This window comes from Aequorivita marina (genome assembly GCF_031631895.2).
Classification (GTDB): domain Bacteria; phylum Bacteroidota; class Bacteroidia; order Flavobacteriales; family Flavobacteriaceae; genus Aequorivita; species Aequorivita marina.
In genome coordinates, this window is record NZ_JAVMBW020000016.1 from 1 (window position 1) to 14,822 (window position 14,822).

The 14,822-nt window shown below is 37.2% G+C and carries 15 protein-coding genes; 12 read left to right on the forward strand and 3 right to left on the reverse strand.

The genetic code is table 11. The features are described from left to right. Positions 1-506: 506 nt before the first annotated feature. The 3 genes from QPK98_RS14035 to hflC all read left to right on the forward strand — a co-directional run bounded on the left by QPK98_RS14035 (position 507) and on the right by hflC (position 4,546). Entirely contained in the window at positions 507-2,312 is a 1,806-nt protein-coding gene (locus QPK98_RS14035) for a hypothetical protein (protein WP_310994099.1), read from the forward strand. Positions 2,313-2,573: 261 nt separating this feature from the next. Further along, positions 2,574-3,599 carry an FtsH protease activity modulator HflK gene (gene hflK, locus QPK98_RS14040; protein ID WP_310994100.1) on the forward strand — a complete coding sequence of 342 codons (1,026 nt, stop codon included), beginning with the start codon at positions 2,574-2,576 and terminating at the stop codon, positions 3,597-3,599. A 2-nt stretch (positions 3,600-3,601) separates the two neighbouring features. Beyond that, positions 3,602-4,546: a protease modulator HflC gene (hflC, locus tag QPK98_RS14045; protein ID WP_310994101.1), complete on the forward strand. Its 945-nt coding sequence runs from the start codon at positions 3,602-3,604 to the stop codon at positions 4,544-4,546. 291 nt (positions 4,547-4,837) lie between these two features. Here the strand turns inward: hflC and QPK98_RS14050 are convergent, their stop codons facing one another. Further along, complete coding sequence (locus QPK98_RS14050; protein WP_310994102.1) at positions 4,838-5,932, reverse strand: T9SS type A sorting domain-containing protein; 1,095 nt, start codon at positions 5,930-5,932, stop codon at positions 4,838-4,840. Positions 5,933-6,355: 423 nt separating this feature from the next. Between QPK98_RS14050 and QPK98_RS14055 the strand changes: the two genes are divergently transcribed. Then, the gene (locus QPK98_RS14055) at positions 6,356-6,661 is read left to right on the forward strand and encodes a DUF6122 family protein (protein WP_310994103.1); all 306 of its coding nucleotides are present in this window, start codon (positions 6,356-6,358) and stop codon (positions 6,659-6,661) included. A 38-nt stretch (positions 6,662-6,699) separates the two neighbouring features. Here the strand turns inward: QPK98_RS14055 and rlmH are convergent, their stop codons facing one another. Continuing rightward, positions 6,700-7,173 carry a 23S rRNA (pseudouridine(1915)-N(3))-methyltransferase RlmH gene (rlmH, locus tag QPK98_RS14060; protein WP_310994104.1) on the reverse strand — a complete coding sequence of 158 codons (474 nt, stop codon included), beginning with the start codon at positions 7,171-7,173 and terminating at the stop codon, positions 6,700-6,702. Between the two features lie 98 nt (positions 7,174-7,271). Here rlmH and nadC point away from each other — a divergent pair, with 98 nt between their 5' ends. The 4 genes from nadC (at position 7,272) to priA (ending at position 12,045) form a co-directional block, all read left to right on the forward strand. After that, positions 7,272-8,132: a carboxylating nicotinate-nucleotide diphosphorylase gene (gene nadC / locus QPK98_RS14065; protein WP_310994105.1), complete on the forward strand. Its 861-nt coding sequence runs from the start codon at positions 7,272-7,274 to the stop codon at positions 8,130-8,132. Further along, a complete protein-coding gene (locus QPK98_RS14070) occupies positions 8,129-9,043 on the forward strand; it encodes a YihY/virulence factor BrkB family protein (RefSeq protein ID WP_310994106.1) in 915 nt (304 codons plus the stop codon). Before nadC ends, QPK98_RS14070 begins: the two co-directional genes overlap by 4 nt. Before the next feature lie 20 nt (positions 9,044-9,063). After that, entirely contained in the window at positions 9,064-9,492 is a 429-nt protein-coding gene (locus QPK98_RS14075; protein ID WP_310994107.1) for a DUF2147 domain-containing protein, read from the forward strand. Between the two features lie 96 nt (positions 9,493-9,588). After that, positions 9,589-12,045 carry a replication restart helicase PriA gene (gene priA / locus QPK98_RS14080; RefSeq protein ID WP_310994108.1) on the forward strand — a complete coding sequence of 819 codons (2,457 nt, stop codon included), beginning with the start codon at positions 9,589-9,591 and terminating at the stop codon, positions 12,043-12,045. Here the strand turns inward: priA and QPK98_RS14085 are convergent. Beyond that, positions 12,042-12,755 carry a LytR/AlgR family response regulator transcription factor gene (locus tag QPK98_RS14085; protein WP_310994109.1) on the reverse strand — a complete coding sequence of 238 codons (714 nt, stop codon included), beginning with the start codon at positions 12,753-12,755 and terminating at the stop codon, positions 12,042-12,044. The two genes, priA and QPK98_RS14085, sit on opposite strands and share 4 nt — an antisense overlap. Before the next feature lie 213 nt (positions 12,756-12,968). Between QPK98_RS14085 and rpsF the strand changes: the two genes are divergently transcribed. The 4 genes from rpsF (at position 12,969) to QPK98_RS14105 (ending at position 14,801) form a co-directional block, all read left to right on the forward strand. Beyond that, on the forward strand, positions 12,969-13,307 hold the full coding sequence (gene rpsF / locus QPK98_RS14090; protein ID WP_310994110.1) for a 30S ribosomal protein S6: 339 nt from the start codon (positions 12,969-12,971) through the stop codon (positions 13,305-13,307). 3 nt (positions 13,308-13,310) lie between these two features. Continuing rightward, the gene (rpsR, locus tag QPK98_RS14095) at positions 13,311-13,607 is read left to right on the forward strand and encodes a 30S ribosomal protein S18 (RefSeq protein WP_310994111.1); all 297 of its coding nucleotides are present in this window, start codon (positions 13,311-13,313) and stop codon (positions 13,605-13,607) included. 15 nt (positions 13,608-13,622) lie between these two features. Next, a complete protein-coding gene (gene rplI / locus QPK98_RS14100) occupies positions 13,623-14,186 on the forward strand; it encodes a 50S ribosomal protein L9 (protein ID WP_310994112.1) in 564 nt (187 codons plus the stop codon). A gap of 141 nt (positions 14,187-14,327) precedes the next feature. Beyond that, positions 14,328-14,801 carry a DUF6495 family protein gene (locus QPK98_RS14105; RefSeq protein ID WP_310994113.1) on the forward strand — a complete coding sequence of 158 codons (474 nt, stop codon included), beginning with the start codon at positions 14,328-14,330 and terminating at the stop codon, positions 14,799-14,801. Positions 14,802-14,822 lie beyond the last annotated feature (21 nt).

Genomic DNA, 14,822 nt, shown 5'->3' on the forward strand with positions numbered 1-14,822 from the left:
AATAGGCAATTAGAATATTTTTTATTTAATGACAGCATGCTATTATACTTAGCATCAAAATTTATCAATTAAAAAGTATGTTTAATCAATTTTATCTAGTTTTCAATCTATTAAAAAGCAAGTCTTACGTCTTATGTCTTAGTCGGACACGACTAAAAAAATATCATTAACGTCCGACAAAGACGAACGACCGCTTCGCTAAATTACTTTAGACCTGCCTGACGTGCATTGGCAAGCAGGTGTAAGACTTGATTCCGAATAGGTTGATAATTAGATGGATTAATGTAACTCTTTTGCATAGAACCCTACTTGTAAAATCAATAGTATGGTTTGAGTTTTTAAAAATTGTTCAAATGCCTAATATCACTTACTAAATTGATGCTTCAGGTTTTTAATTGGATACTAATAAACAAATAAGGATAAATAGGTTTTATTTTATGACATTTATCATAAAACAGAAAGTTTAGATTTCTCACATTTACTGCTTTTTAATAAATTCCTGTAAAATGCAGATTACAAGTCCACATACGTTCCATATTCCCGTAATGGGAATTGCTTACACCATTGACTCTCCCATTAAAGTTGCCCATTTTGGAATAAATTCGGCGCTTTCTATTATAGAAGATAATTTAATAGAAATAATGCGGAAGTATTATTATCAAGAAATCAATGAAACCTACAGCCCTATTCCTGCAAAGGAAGAAAACTCTAGAGCGCACCGCGTTACAGACTACCTCAATTTAATGCAGCGCATTGTGACTTCTAAAGTTGAGAAATTGAAGACTTCGGCATTTGAAACGGGTTCAGATCTTGTTAAATATTTTGAAATGCTTCCGGATACTAGTATGCTGAAAGAAAAATACAACGAATGGGTTAAGCTAGAAAATGACAAGGAAAAGCAAAAACTTGAAAACTTCTTAAGAGAAAACCTAACACCGGGTGCGATTGAGGTTAATATAATGACTAAAGTTGATAAAGACCAATTAGATAATAATCAAGCACCTATTGAAAATGGATCTGATGCCCTTACTGCCCTAAAAGGTTATGCTGAATGCGAATTGAGCAATTCGGCCTTGGTTCTGTCAGCTGGAATGAATCCGCGTTTGTATAATTATATGGCAAACTTTTCGGCATTTGATGCTTATGAATGGGGAGGATTTCATAAAAAAGTCATTATCAAAGTCAGCGATTACCGTTCAGCTTTAATTCAAGGAAAATACTTAGCTAAAAAAGGAATTTGGGTTAGTGAGTTTCGAATTGAATCGGGACTCAATTGTGGCGGCCATGTTTTTGCAACCCAAGGATTACTAATGGGACCAATTTTGAAGGAGTTTAAAACTAAAAAGCAAGAACTGGAATCTAGTCTTTTTCAATTGTACAAACCTGCAATTGCTGCAAAAGGTAAACTGGGTTTTGATAAGCCACACCCAATAAAGATAACCGTTCAAGGTGGTATAGGCACCAATCAAGAAGCTAGTTTACTGTACAAATGTTATCAAGTTGATGGTACAGGCTGGGGAACCCCTTTTTTAGTATGCCCAGAAGCTACTACAGTAGATGAAAATACATTAGAGTTATTGGTGAAGTCTAAAGAAAATGATGTGGTTCGAAGTAAAGCTTCGCCTCTTGGCGTTGAATTTAATTATCTAAAAGGAACTACCGCTGAAAATGAACGTTTGGATAGAATTTCAAAACAAAAACCAGGTAGCCCTTGTACCGAAAAGTTATTAGAGTCTAATACTGAGTTTACTAAAACGCCGATATGTACGGCATCAACAAAGTATCAAAAACTGAAGCTAAAGCAATTAAAGTCGCTAGACCTGCCCGCAGAAGAATATGAGAAACAAGTAGATAATGTACTCAGTAAAGAGTGTCTTTGCATTGGGTTGAGCAACGCAGCACCTGTTAAATATGAAGAGCCCTTTCTAAAAAAACTAAAAGCCGTTACAATCTGCCCAGGACCAAATATTATAAATTTCTCAAAAACTAGTAGCCTTCGTGAAATGACTGACCACATTTACGGTAGAAGAGACATTGTACAAAAACCCAATCGAACCTCGATGTTTATTACGGAATTACAATTATATATCGACTTCCTAAAAAAGGAAATAGCGCAAAAATCTTCACCTTCTAAACGCGATTATAAAAACTGGAAAAAGTTTAGTAATAACCTTTTAGATGGAATAGCACATTACCGCGAATTATTATCAAGTTATTCTGTGTTTAATAAGGTGAAATTTAAAACCGATTTAGAAAAAGCTCAGTATGAGGTTGTTCAATTACAGGAATCTAAGCTTGTAGTAGAGTCGTAATTGAAACGATGGGAGCAGTTATGAAATTTAGCTATTTGGCTGCTTCCTGAATTTTAATTTTTTGACGCCATTGAAGTGGCTTAAAATTATACTCAATTTTTGTGGTAAAGTAGCTTATTTTTATCATCTTGAGCATTAGGAAATAGTTGGTTAAAACTAGTGGTAGTAAAATGGCTTGTTATTGTACTTTAGCCATATATTTTCACTAAGAAGCTGGCCACTAATAGCCGTGATTTTTCGTTAATTGCTAAAAATAAATTTATGTTTAATAATGAACAGCAGGAATTTCAAACTCCCGAATCTATTTGGGGAATTGTCGATGTGATTCGAAATAATATAAAAGTTATTATTCTTGTCATTCTTGCACTAATTGTTGCCTTTGGGTCGTTTTTTCAAGTAGAACCTGAGGAATTGGGGGTCATTACGAGATTTGGAAAATATGTAAGAACTGTAGATCCAGGCCTTAACTTAAAAATTCCCTTTGCAGAAACCGTGTATAAGGTCGCAGTAGAGCGGCAACAAAAAGAAGAGTTTGGTTTTAGGACTACGGATACACGTTCCCTTAAAACGGGCTATAGCAAGGGCAATACAAAAGACGAATCCTTGATGCTTACCGGCGATCTCAATCTGGCCGATGTAGAATGGGTAGTGCAATACAGAATTGAGAACCCCTACAATTATTTGTTTAAGGTGAAGCATCCTATAAAAACTTTACGCGATATGTCTGAAGCGGCAATGCGCCAAGTAGTAGGTGACCGAACGGTAAACGAGGTGTTAACCGTTGGAAGAACAGAAGTGGCCAATAGAGTTCAGGTGATTGTTCAGGAATTAAGTACTGAATATTCTCTTGGTATACGAATAGATCAGGTGGTATTGCAGGATGTAAATCCGCCAGACGCCGTGAAGGCCGCATTTAATGCCGTAAACCAAGCACAGCAAGAAAGGGAAACTATGATTAATGAGGCGGAATCTGAATACAATAAAGTTATCCCTAGAGCTAAAGGACAGGCGGAGGAAACCATTCAGAAAGCTGAAGGTTATGCAGCAGAACGAGTCAATAACGCACAAGGTCAAGTTGCTAGGTTTAACGACCTATACAAAGAATATATAAAAGCTGCTGAGGTAACCCGAACAAGAATCTATCTTGAAACTATGAATAGGGTATTGCCTAAACTCGGAAATAAAATCATTACCGATGGAAAGGGGAATAATGTACTTCCACTTTTACAGATGCAGATGCAGAATCAAAAAACACCAAATACGTTAAACCCACCAAAAGCAAATTAAGCATGTCTAAAAAGAAACTCATTATATTAGGAATCGCTTTAGGAGTGGTGCTCATTGCTATCATTTCTAGTGCATATATCGTAGATGAAAAAGAACAGGTAGTAATTACCCAGTTCGGTAGACCAATAGGTGTGGCAGTCACCACGCCAGGTGTAAACTTTAAAGTTCCGTTTATCCAGACCGCCAATGTTTTTGACAAGCGATATCTGGAATGGGATGGAAAGCCCAATCAGATTCCTACAAAAGACAAGAAATTTATTTTTATAGATACTTATGCTCGATGGCAAATTACCGATCCGCTTCAGTTTTATAAACGACTTACCGATGAACGTGGTGCCCAAACTAGGCTGAACGACATTTTAGATGGGGAAACCAGGGATTATATTGCTAATCATGAATTAGTAGAGGCCGTACGAAACAGCAATCGGGAAGCAAGAGTAACCGACACGCTTACCGAGCCTTCTTCAGACACCCTGATAGATATTAAGGTAGGAAGGGAAAAAATAGAAAAAATGATTTTAAAAACAGGAAACCAAAGAGTTTCAGATTTGGGAATTGTTATTTTAGACTTTAAGATAAAAAGGCTTAATTATGTTGAAGAGGTGCGCCAGAATGTATTCAAAAGAATGAACAGTGAACGGTTTAGAATTGCGGATAAGTTTCGTTCTCAAGGGCAAGGTGAAGCTTCCAAGATCAACGGAAAAAAAGTACGTGATCTGAAAACCATACAATCTACCGCTTTTGAGCAGGCAGAGAAAATAAAAGGGAAAGCAGATGCCTCGGCAGCCGCTATTTATGCTGAAGCTTATAATCAGTCGGCCCAATCAAAGAAACTGTACTCCTTTTTAAAGTCTATGGAGACTTTTGAGAATACCTTTGATGCAGAGACATCTGTTATTCTTTCTACAGATAGCGAATTGTACAAATACCTAAAGTCTAAACAATAGAGGTTTAGTATCTTCTGTATTTAGATAAAACTATAGTTGAACTCTTTCAGAGTTCTAAATAGCGACAATCACGATTTCCCCTGAATAAAACCTTTATTTCATTTCGTTTTATTCAGGGTTATCTGTGTATAACCCCTTTGGGGTTGTTAGGTATTTTATATTGCTAGGTGAATTTAAAGATCCAAACATTTAAGAAATTCTAGATTAATTTAACGTGTTGGGAAATAACTCCGAAGGAGCCTCACATTATTAACCTCACACAAACACAGTGTAGTGTGAGGTTTAAAACACTTAGTTTTTGACTATTTTTAATGTTTCATTTTCTAAACGCAAGTAGTAAATACCATTTGGATATTGCGAGAGATTAATTTGCTTATTGTTTTCGGTAATTTCCCCAGCACTTAGAAGTTGACCCAAGGTAGAGTAAATTTTAAATTGTGTGGGTCTATGGATATTTACTTGTACAAAGTCCCGTGTCGGGTTTGGATATATGCTTATATCGTATGTGGCGTTAGCTATATTGAGTAGCTCACATTCAAAACTGGATTCAACTTTAGAGGCGGCTGGAGGATTAACTAGAAGTTCATTTGTTAATAAAGGGCAATAACAGTCGTTTTGATCTACATATAATTTTAACCAGGATAAGGCGATTTTACCCACCGCACCATTACCTCCATTGGGTGTATTTGCAACGGAGTGACCTCCGTTTTCAACTTCAAAAAGTAGTTTGTTGGTTGTCTCTGGAGTTACGTCATAATGAATGTCTGCATGCTGTGCCGGGGGTGCGGTAGGATCATTTTGGCCACTAAATATTAATACGGGGCTCTCGTGATTCAAGGATGGGTTGGGCAACCAAGGGCATAGTGCTACAACACCTTTGATGCTGTTGTCCATAACTGCGGCAAGTTGTGCGCCACCACCGCCCATTGACCAGCCGCTGACTGCAAATTTGGTGACGTCAAGCTTGTTTTCTAGGGGCGACGCACTTCTGGCGTTTTCCTGCCGCATTGTTTCTAAAGCGTCTAAGAGCGCAATAGCCCTAGCTTCAGGAAAATCAAAAATAGAATTGGTGCCAATAATAATAGTAACAATCCCATGAGAGGCGTAAAACGGCCCCCATTCTGCAACGCTAAAGGGTAGCGCGGTAAAACCAGGAACTATTGCAATACTCGGGTAAGGTGGAGCGGCATTGATTGGGTAATATATGGTGGCGCCTAAGTAATCAGGGCCATTTCTTATTCCATCTGCTTCGGTAAGCGTAGCCACTTCAAAAGGTCCGGGGTTTGTTAAACTTGCTAGTGTTACATCTTCACATTGTGCGAATAGCATGTTTGGAGCCATCGAGAAGAGTATGAACAAAAGTGATAAAGTGTATATTCGTTTCATGTTTTTTGCTAGATAAATTTGGTCTCTAATTTAGTTAAATGACTCCTTGCGCTGTGGGAAATTAAACTTTTTTAAGCTATTCACAAAATTTTAAGTCTATATGCTTATCTGTGTTTACCCCCTTTGGGGTTGTTGGGTATTTTATATTGCTAAGTGAATTATAAGATCCAAGCGTACGAAAAACTGTGGGTTAATTTGACGTACTGAGAATTAACTCCGAAGGAGTTTCACATTATTAACCTCACACCAACGCAGTGCAGTGTGGGGTTATGGGGTAGCTATCTATAAAGAACCCCAGAGTGGGTTCAACAGTAAATCTAACGCTTAGTTGGCGTGGTTCAATTCTACACGGTAAAATATTCTATTTTTGCCAGAAGAAAAGAAAGAACTACTTTTAAAATCAATCAACACCTAAACTTCACGATGCTCCAAACTCTTGTACATTATTCCTTACACTTGCTGGTTCCGGGGTTTATCGCCTACATTTTCTTTCGTAGCCAGTGGAAAAAAGCGTGGTTAATCATGCTCGCAACAATGCTGGTTGATGTGGACCATCTTTTTGCTACACCCATCTTTGACCCCAACCGTTGCAGCATTGGCTTTCATCCGTTGCATTCGTATTGGGCAATAGGAGTTTACTTTGGATTGTTGTTTTTTAAGAAAACGAGAATAATTGCCGTAGGATTACTATTTCATATGGTCACTGATTTTATTGATTGTCAGTGGTGACAAAATAATTACTCCTTCGTTTCTTCAATGCTTCGTTTTTATCTATGATGATAGGGCTCATTCCGAAGGATTGTAAAACCGCGATACAGTTGCTCAATAAAGAAAAGCCGAACCATTTGGTGCGAAAATGTCATGGAAGAGAGTGAGATCTTGCCATTTGCACGCGTATAAACGGCATCGCTAAACCCGTAGGGGCCGCCAATAACAAAGATTAGATTTTTAATACCACTGTTCATTTTCTTTTGAAGGAATTTTGAAAAGTCTTCAGAAGTATAGGCTTTACCTTTTTCATCGAGAATAACCAATACATCAGCAGTAGTGACTCGCTTTAAGATTTCTTCACCTTCAGCTTGCTTTTGAAGTGATTCGGATAGGTTTTTGGCATTTTTTATATCCCGAATTACTTCCATTTTAAAAGAAACATAAAAACCCAACCGCTTGGTGTAGTCATCCATCAAGCTTTGTAAGTGTTTATTATCAGTTTTTCCAATAGCGAGCAGTCTTATTTTCATTTTTCAAAAGTAAGAGAATTCGGCTGATTTCACATAACGAACCATTGAAACTGAATACTGCCAACTCTTTTTGTTATTTTAGCAGAAATTTCCATGTTATGATTTCAGAAAAACAATTTAATCGCGAGATAGATATTATTATTACCAACGCCGTTCGTGAAGACGTAGGTAATGGCGACCACAGCTCTCTTGCATGCATTCCTGAAGACGCCACGGGAACCGCCAAACTATTAGTAAAGGACCGAGGAGTTATTGCTGGAGTGGAATTTGCCCGACAGGTTTTTGAGTATGTAGATCCGGGATTGGAGCTGGATGTTAAAATAGAAGATGGAAGCTCCGTAAAATATGGCGATATATGCTTTTATGTTTCGGGACTTTCGCAATCTATTTTAAAATCGGAAAGATTGGTGCTAAACGCCATGCAGCGTATGAGTGCCATTGCAACAAAAACTAATGAATATGTGCAACTTCTGGAAGGCACCAACACCAAAATTTTGGATACACGAAAGACTACTCCTGGAATTCGCGCTTTGGAAAAGTGGGGCGTTAAGATTGGCGGTGGAGAAAACCATCGTTTTGCTTTATATGATATGGTAATGCTAAAAGACAACCATATTGACTTTTGTGGTGGAATTACAAAGGCGATTGAAAAAACCAAACAATACTTAAAGGAGCGTCACTTAGATTTAAAAATAATTGTAGAGGCTAGAAATCTTGAAGAAATAGAAGAAATACTTAAAACGGATGGCGTTTATAGAATTCTTATAGATAATTTTAATTATGAAGACACCCGAAGGGCAGTAAAGCTAATAAATGGTAAATGTCTTACGGAATCCAGCGGCGGTATTACTTTGGAAACAGCCAGGCATTATGCCGAATGTGGAGTTGATTATATTTCTAGCGGTGCTCTTACACATTCCGTTTATAACATGGATCTAAGCCTAAAAGCGGTTAAATGAACGAAGAAGCGGAAAAGGAAATCAACATTCCGATAATTCGGGACTTGGTGAAGCTTAGTAAACGAATTAAACTGCCAGGTTTGGGGGAGTTTTCGCTTTACCATTTGTTGGATATTTATGGTACTGGAATAATAAAGGGATCGTTTTCGCCACGAGCCAGCTCTATTGCCTATAGCTTTTTTTTGGCGCTATTTCCGTTCCTACTATTCCTTTTAAATTTAATTCCATATATACCTATTGAGGGTTTTCAAACTAGATTTTTAATATTTATTGAAGCCTTACTTCCACCACAAACAACTCAGTTTTTCTATCCTGTTATTGCAGATATTGCGGTAAACCCACGTACAGGCTTGCTTTCGTTTGTTTTTTTTCTATCTGTATTTTTATCGGCAAACGGAGTAAATGCAATTTTTAGTGCGTTTGAATACTCGTTTCATGTACGTATAAACCGATCTTTTTTTAAGCAGTATTTTGTAGCATTAGGGGTTTCTATTTTGCTGGCATTGTTTTTGTTGTCTATGGTAGGGGTTATTTTGTATGGTGAATATATTATACGCGACCTTCAATCAAGAGCCTATATAAACAACAATATTTTTTGGATCTCGTTCTTTCAATTTCTTGTATTTGTAGTAATGATTTATGTGGTCATTGCCACGCTTTACTACTTTGGCACCAAAGAAGGTAAAACATCAAGGTTTTTTTCAATAGGAGCGCTTACCACAACGGTTCTTTTTATATTAACTACTTACTTTTTTGGTATTTATATCAATAATTTTTCAAATTATAACGAGTTATACGGTTCTATTGGTGCACTTTTGATCTTGATGTTATATATTTGGATTAACTCAAACCTCTTGCTGCTAGGTTTTGAATTAAATGTTTCAATAAAGCGGCTAAAGGAAAAATTGTAACGCAACCTAATTATTTAATTATGAAAAAAATACTTTTAAGCTTCGCTGTTGTTCTACTTTCTGTAATGACAGCCTTTGCCCAGGATGTAACTGGAAAATGGCAAACCTTTGACGAGGATACTGGAAAGGCAAAGTCGGTAGTAGAAATTTATAAACAAAATGGAAAAGTTTACGGGAAAGTTGTAGAAATTGCCGATCCATCCAAACGTGATGCAACTTGCTTTAAATGTCCAGAGGAGTATAAGGATAAACCTATTTTGGGTCTTGTTATCTTGAAAGATTTAGAAAAAGATGGCTCTGAATACAATGACGGCACCATTATGGACCCCAACAATGGAAAGGTTTATAAATGTTATATTGAATTGGACAGTGCCAATAAACTGAAAGTGCGTGGCTATATTGGTTTCTCCCTTTTGGGGCGAACACAAACTTGGACGCGCGTTCAATAAAAATTTTTAAAAACAGTATCTTTAGGCCGCCAAATTAGGTGGCCTTTTTAGGTTCATAACTCAAAATTTAGCACTCATCACTCAAAAACGAACCACTTGTTTTTTATAGACGTCATTCTCCCCATTCCATTAAAGCAAACCTTTACGTACAGCGTAAATAAGGATGAAGCCGCTTTTTTAAAACCTGGAATGCGGGTGGCCATTCCCTTTGGCAAAACCAAGGTTTACACCGGTATTGTTTTTCAGGTTCACAATCAGGCGCCGGTTGGTTATCAAACTAAGTCTATTGATCATATTCTGGATGAAACCCCAATTATTACAAAGCATCAATTGCAACATTGGGAGTGGCTTGCAAATTACTATATGTGTGCTTTAGGCGAAGTAATAAAAGCAGCCCTTCCAAGTGCTTTTCTACTTGAAAGTGAAACCGTAATAAAATTATCCTCAGAACAGGAAAAGGAGTGGGAGGAAGGATCGTTAACTGATGAAGAGTTTTTAGTTTTTGAAGCCTTACAGCATCAGTCCTCGCTTCATATTAATGATGTTCGCTCTATTTTGGACAAGAAAAACGTGGTTTCGGTAATACAGAAATTATTCGAAAAAGGAGTGATTGCGGTAGAAGAAACAGTTTATGAACAGTACAAACCAAAATTAAAACGATATATAAAACTTGCACCGGCCTATACTTCCGAAGAAAATCTGAAAAATTTATTAGAGACCTTAAGTAGAGCGCCAAAGCAACGTGCTGTGCTTATGAACCTTTTTATGCTAAGTGGGCAGTCTAAAAAACCCATTGGCTCGGTAACGCTTCAAAAAAAGAGCGATGCCTCTGCAGGAACTTTAAAAAGCCTTATAGATAAAGGTATTTTGGAGGAGTATTATATTCAGCATGATCGCGTAACGTTTTCTGGTGAAGAGGCTACCGAGATAAAAGAATTGAATGAAGCCCAAACCCGAGCATATCAAGAAATAAAAGCTAGTTTTCACGAAAAGCCGGTTGTTTTGTTGCATGGAGTTACCTCCAGTGGTAAAACAGAAATTTATGTTCGGCTTATTAAAGAGATGATAGCCTCTGGGAAGCAAGTGTTGTATATGCTTCCGGAAATTGCCTTGACAACCCAGCTTATTACACGGCTTCAAAAATATTTTGGCGAAAAAATATCGGTCTATCATTCCAAGTTTTCTGTAAACGAAAGAGTTGAGGTTTGGAATAATATACTTCAGGAAAAGACCAAAGCACAGGTAGTTATTGGTGCGCGTTCGTCGTTATTTCTTCCTTTTAAGAATTTAGGATTTATCATTGTTGATGAAGAGCATGAACCTTCGTTTAAGCAATACAGCCCGGCGCCACGCTATAACGCCCGCGATAGTGCAATTGTATTGGCAAATCTGCACCAAGCAAAACTGTTAATGGGTTCGGCAACCCCTTCCTTAGAGAGTTACCACAATGCCAAAGCCGGAAAGTATGGCCTAGTAACTTTAAAAAAGCGCTTCGGAAATGTTTTGATGCCAGATATTGAGCTGGTAGATATAAAAGAAAAAACCCGAAAAAAGCAAATGAAGGGGCATTTTAGCGATAGATTGCTGGAGGAAATGCGGGAGGTTTTAAAAAATGAACAACAGGTTATTCTATTTCAAAACCGAAGAGGGTTTTCGCCCGTTGTAGAGTGTACAACCTGTGGGGTCTCGCCACAATGCCCCAATTGCGACGTAAGTTTGACGTTTCATCAGTACAAAAATGAGCTGCGATGCCATTATTGTGGCTACCAGATGGCCATGATGCACAGTTGTATTGCCTGTGGAAGTGAAACCCTAGATACAAAAGGGTTTGGAACAGAACAGATTGAAACGGAACTGAAATCTTTGTTTCCAAATCATAAAATTGCACGGATGGACCAAGATACCACCCGACGAAAAAATGCCTATTCAAAATTAATTGAAGCCTTGGAGAATGAGGAAATTGATATCTTGGTGGGCACACAAATGCTGGCAAAAGGATTAGATTTTAGAAACATCCAGCTCGTGGGGGTTATGAATGCGGACAACCTTTTAAACTTCCCAGACTTTAGAGCGCACGAACGTAGCTTTCAATTGCTTCAACAAGTTTCGGGAAGGGCAGGGCGTACCCATGAAAGAGGCAAGGTTTTAATACAGACCTATAATCCGTACCATCAAATTTTAAAACAGGTTAGTGTAAATGATTACAAAGGGATGTTTAAGGAGCAATTAGAGGAGCGCTACAATTATAAGTATCCGCCTTTTTACAGAACGGTTAAAATTGTTTTTAAGGATAAAAACCTAACGCGCGTAGAACGGGCTTCCACATGGTTTGGTCAAGCCTTGGAGATTAAGTTTAAAGAAAATGTTTTAGGTCCGGAAGCACCACCAATAGGAAGGATAAAAAATAAATACATTATCAATCTTCTGCTTAAAATTCCGAAGCAACAATCCTTAGATAAAACGAAGAAATACATAGCAAACGTGCAACGCAAGTTTAATACCGTTAAGGAGTTTTCTAGCGTACGCGTAAATATTGATGTAGATAATTATTAAGAATTTTGCGTATCTGCAAGTGCTTCAATGAGCTCTGCCTTTCTATTTCGGCTTAGCGGAAGTTTGTCGTTTTCTAGTTCTATAGACTTGCTATTATAGCGCTGTACTTTTTCTAAGTTGACAATATACGACTTGTGAATTCTCATAAACCTGTCGTTTGGCAAGCGTTTTAGAAAAGCTTTCATAGTAGAGAGCACTACAAGTGAGTCGTGTTCGGTAACAAGCTTTACATAGTCGCCCAGGGCCTCTACAAACAGCAATTCATTTAAAAATACCTTCTGCTTTTTAAGGTTGCTTTTTACGAATATGAAGTCCTCTTCATCAAAGAACTCTTCATTTTTAAGCTTTTGGTTTACTAGTGCCTTATGTACCGCGTTGAAGAAAAGATCTTTTGCTATCGGTTTTTTTAGGTAATCAATAGCGTCATATCCAAACGCTTTATAGGCATATTTTGTTTTTCCGGTAATAAAAATCACCTGCGGTTTTACTTCAATATCATCTAAGAGGTCAAACCCAGAGAGTATTGGCATTTCAATGTCTAAAAAAATAAGGTCGATTTGCGTTGCGGAAATTGCTTTTTTTGCTTCAATAGCGTTCTTGTATTCCCCAACCAGTTCAAGAGAAGAGTGGGATTGTATTAATTTTACTATAGAAAGTCTTTGTAGCGTTGAATCATCTACAATCGCACATTTAAGTATTGTTTTTTCCACGATGAGTAGATTTAATTTAACACAATATTATAGAAATATTCGATGAAATGCAACTATTTTGCTTTATAGTTGATGCAGTTATAAGTTTTCTCTTAAACTATTATCATTTAAGTATATTTGCATTTTGGTTTGATAATAGTAAATAAAGTATTATTTTTGCACCCTCTTTGACAGAAAGTCAAGGTTTTAATTATTAATTTTAATCGATTTTTTATGAATCATTACGAAACTGTTTTCATCTTAAATCCCGTTTTATCTGATGATCAGATAAAGGAAACAGTAAAGAAATACGAAGATCTTCTTGTTTCTAAAGGTGCTGAGATGATATCCAAGGAAAATTGGGGCTTGAAAAAACTAGCTTACCCAATTCAAAACAAAAAAAGTGGGTTTTACCACTTATTCGAGTACACTGTAGAAGGTGATACTGTAAACGAACTTGAAAAGGAGTTTAAAAGGGACGAACGTTTTATGCGTTACCTTACAGTAAGCCTTGATAAGCATGCAATTGCTTGGGCAGAAAAAAGAAGAAACCGCAATAAAAAATCAGCTTAAATTATGGCCACATTACAACAACAAGCAAAAGGAAAAAAAGACGGTGAGATCAGATATCTGACGCCGCTTAATATAGAGACCACTAAGGCTAAGAAATACTGTATGTTTAAAAGGTCAGGCATTAAATATGTTGACTATAAAGATCCAGATTTCTTAATGCGTTTTGTAAATGAACAAGGTAAAATCCTTCCTAGAAGACTTACCGGAACTTCATTGAAATACCAACGTAAAGTTGCCGTAGCGGTTAAGCGAGCACGCCACTTGGCACTAATGCCGTATGTAGCCGATTTATTAAAATAAAAACCAGAGAAAGATATGGAACTTATATTAAAAAAAGACGTAGATAATCTGGGTTTTACAGATGATCTTGTAACGGTAAAGAACGGTTACGGAAGAAATTTTTTGATTCCACAAGGGCACGCTGTACTTGCTACTCCTTCTGCTAAAAAAGCATTGAATGAAATGCTGAAGCAACGCGCCTTTAAAGAAAAGAAAATAGTTGATGAAGCTAAAACACAAGCCGAAAAATTAAACGGTCTTGAAATTAAAATTACTGCCAAAACTGGTGGTGGCGATAAGCTGTTTGGCTCTGTTACGAATGCAGATCTTGCCGAAGCACTAGAAAAAGAAGGTGTTTCTATTGAGAAAAAATTCATCACAATTGCTGGTGGAGCTATTAAACGTACCGGGCCGTATGATGCTACTATTCGTTTCCACAGAGAAGTAATAAGTAACCTTACTTTTGAAGTGATTGCAGAACCTGTTGCTGAGCCTAAAGCTAAACCAGCACCTAAAGCTAAAGCTAAAGCTAAGCCAGAAGTTAAAGCTGAAGCTGAGTCTGAAGCGCAAACAGAAGATGACAATACGGAAACTGAATAATTTTTTCCAATTGAATTTTATAAAGCCTTTCCCAGTTATGGGGAAGGCTTTTTGTTTAGAAATTAGTGCCGCTTTACCGATGGGGTAGCGGTCTAAAAAATATTATAATTACATTTCCTTAAACAAGAACAGACAAGCTTTATGAAATACGCTAGATTAACAAAAGAACAATTTGAAGAGCTACATAAGGAATTTATAAACTTTCTTGCTACACAGTCTATCACTGCAGACGAATGGACCGAGATAAAAACCAATAAACCCGAACTTGCCGAACAGGAACTGGATATTTTCAGCGACCTGGTTTGGGAAGGGGTCTTGAATAAAGTAAAATACCTAGAGCATATCTCGCCCAAACAAATGATGCTCTTTCATATTACTGAAGCATTTATTGAGCTGGTCGCTATAAAAATTGAATCGGATAATGTAGATATTACTACAGAATACGGGTACAAATGGCTACAGCAAAACCTACATGACGATGTGGTGAGTTTATATACCTCTACAAAAGCTTTAAAAGAAGATCGCAACAAAGATATTTTTGCGCTTATTCAGCAGGGAGCAGTTATTACTAAAGGAGATCTTTATACCTATTTTAGTGATTTATTAAAGGAATAAATTTTTATTAGTAGTGTCCGG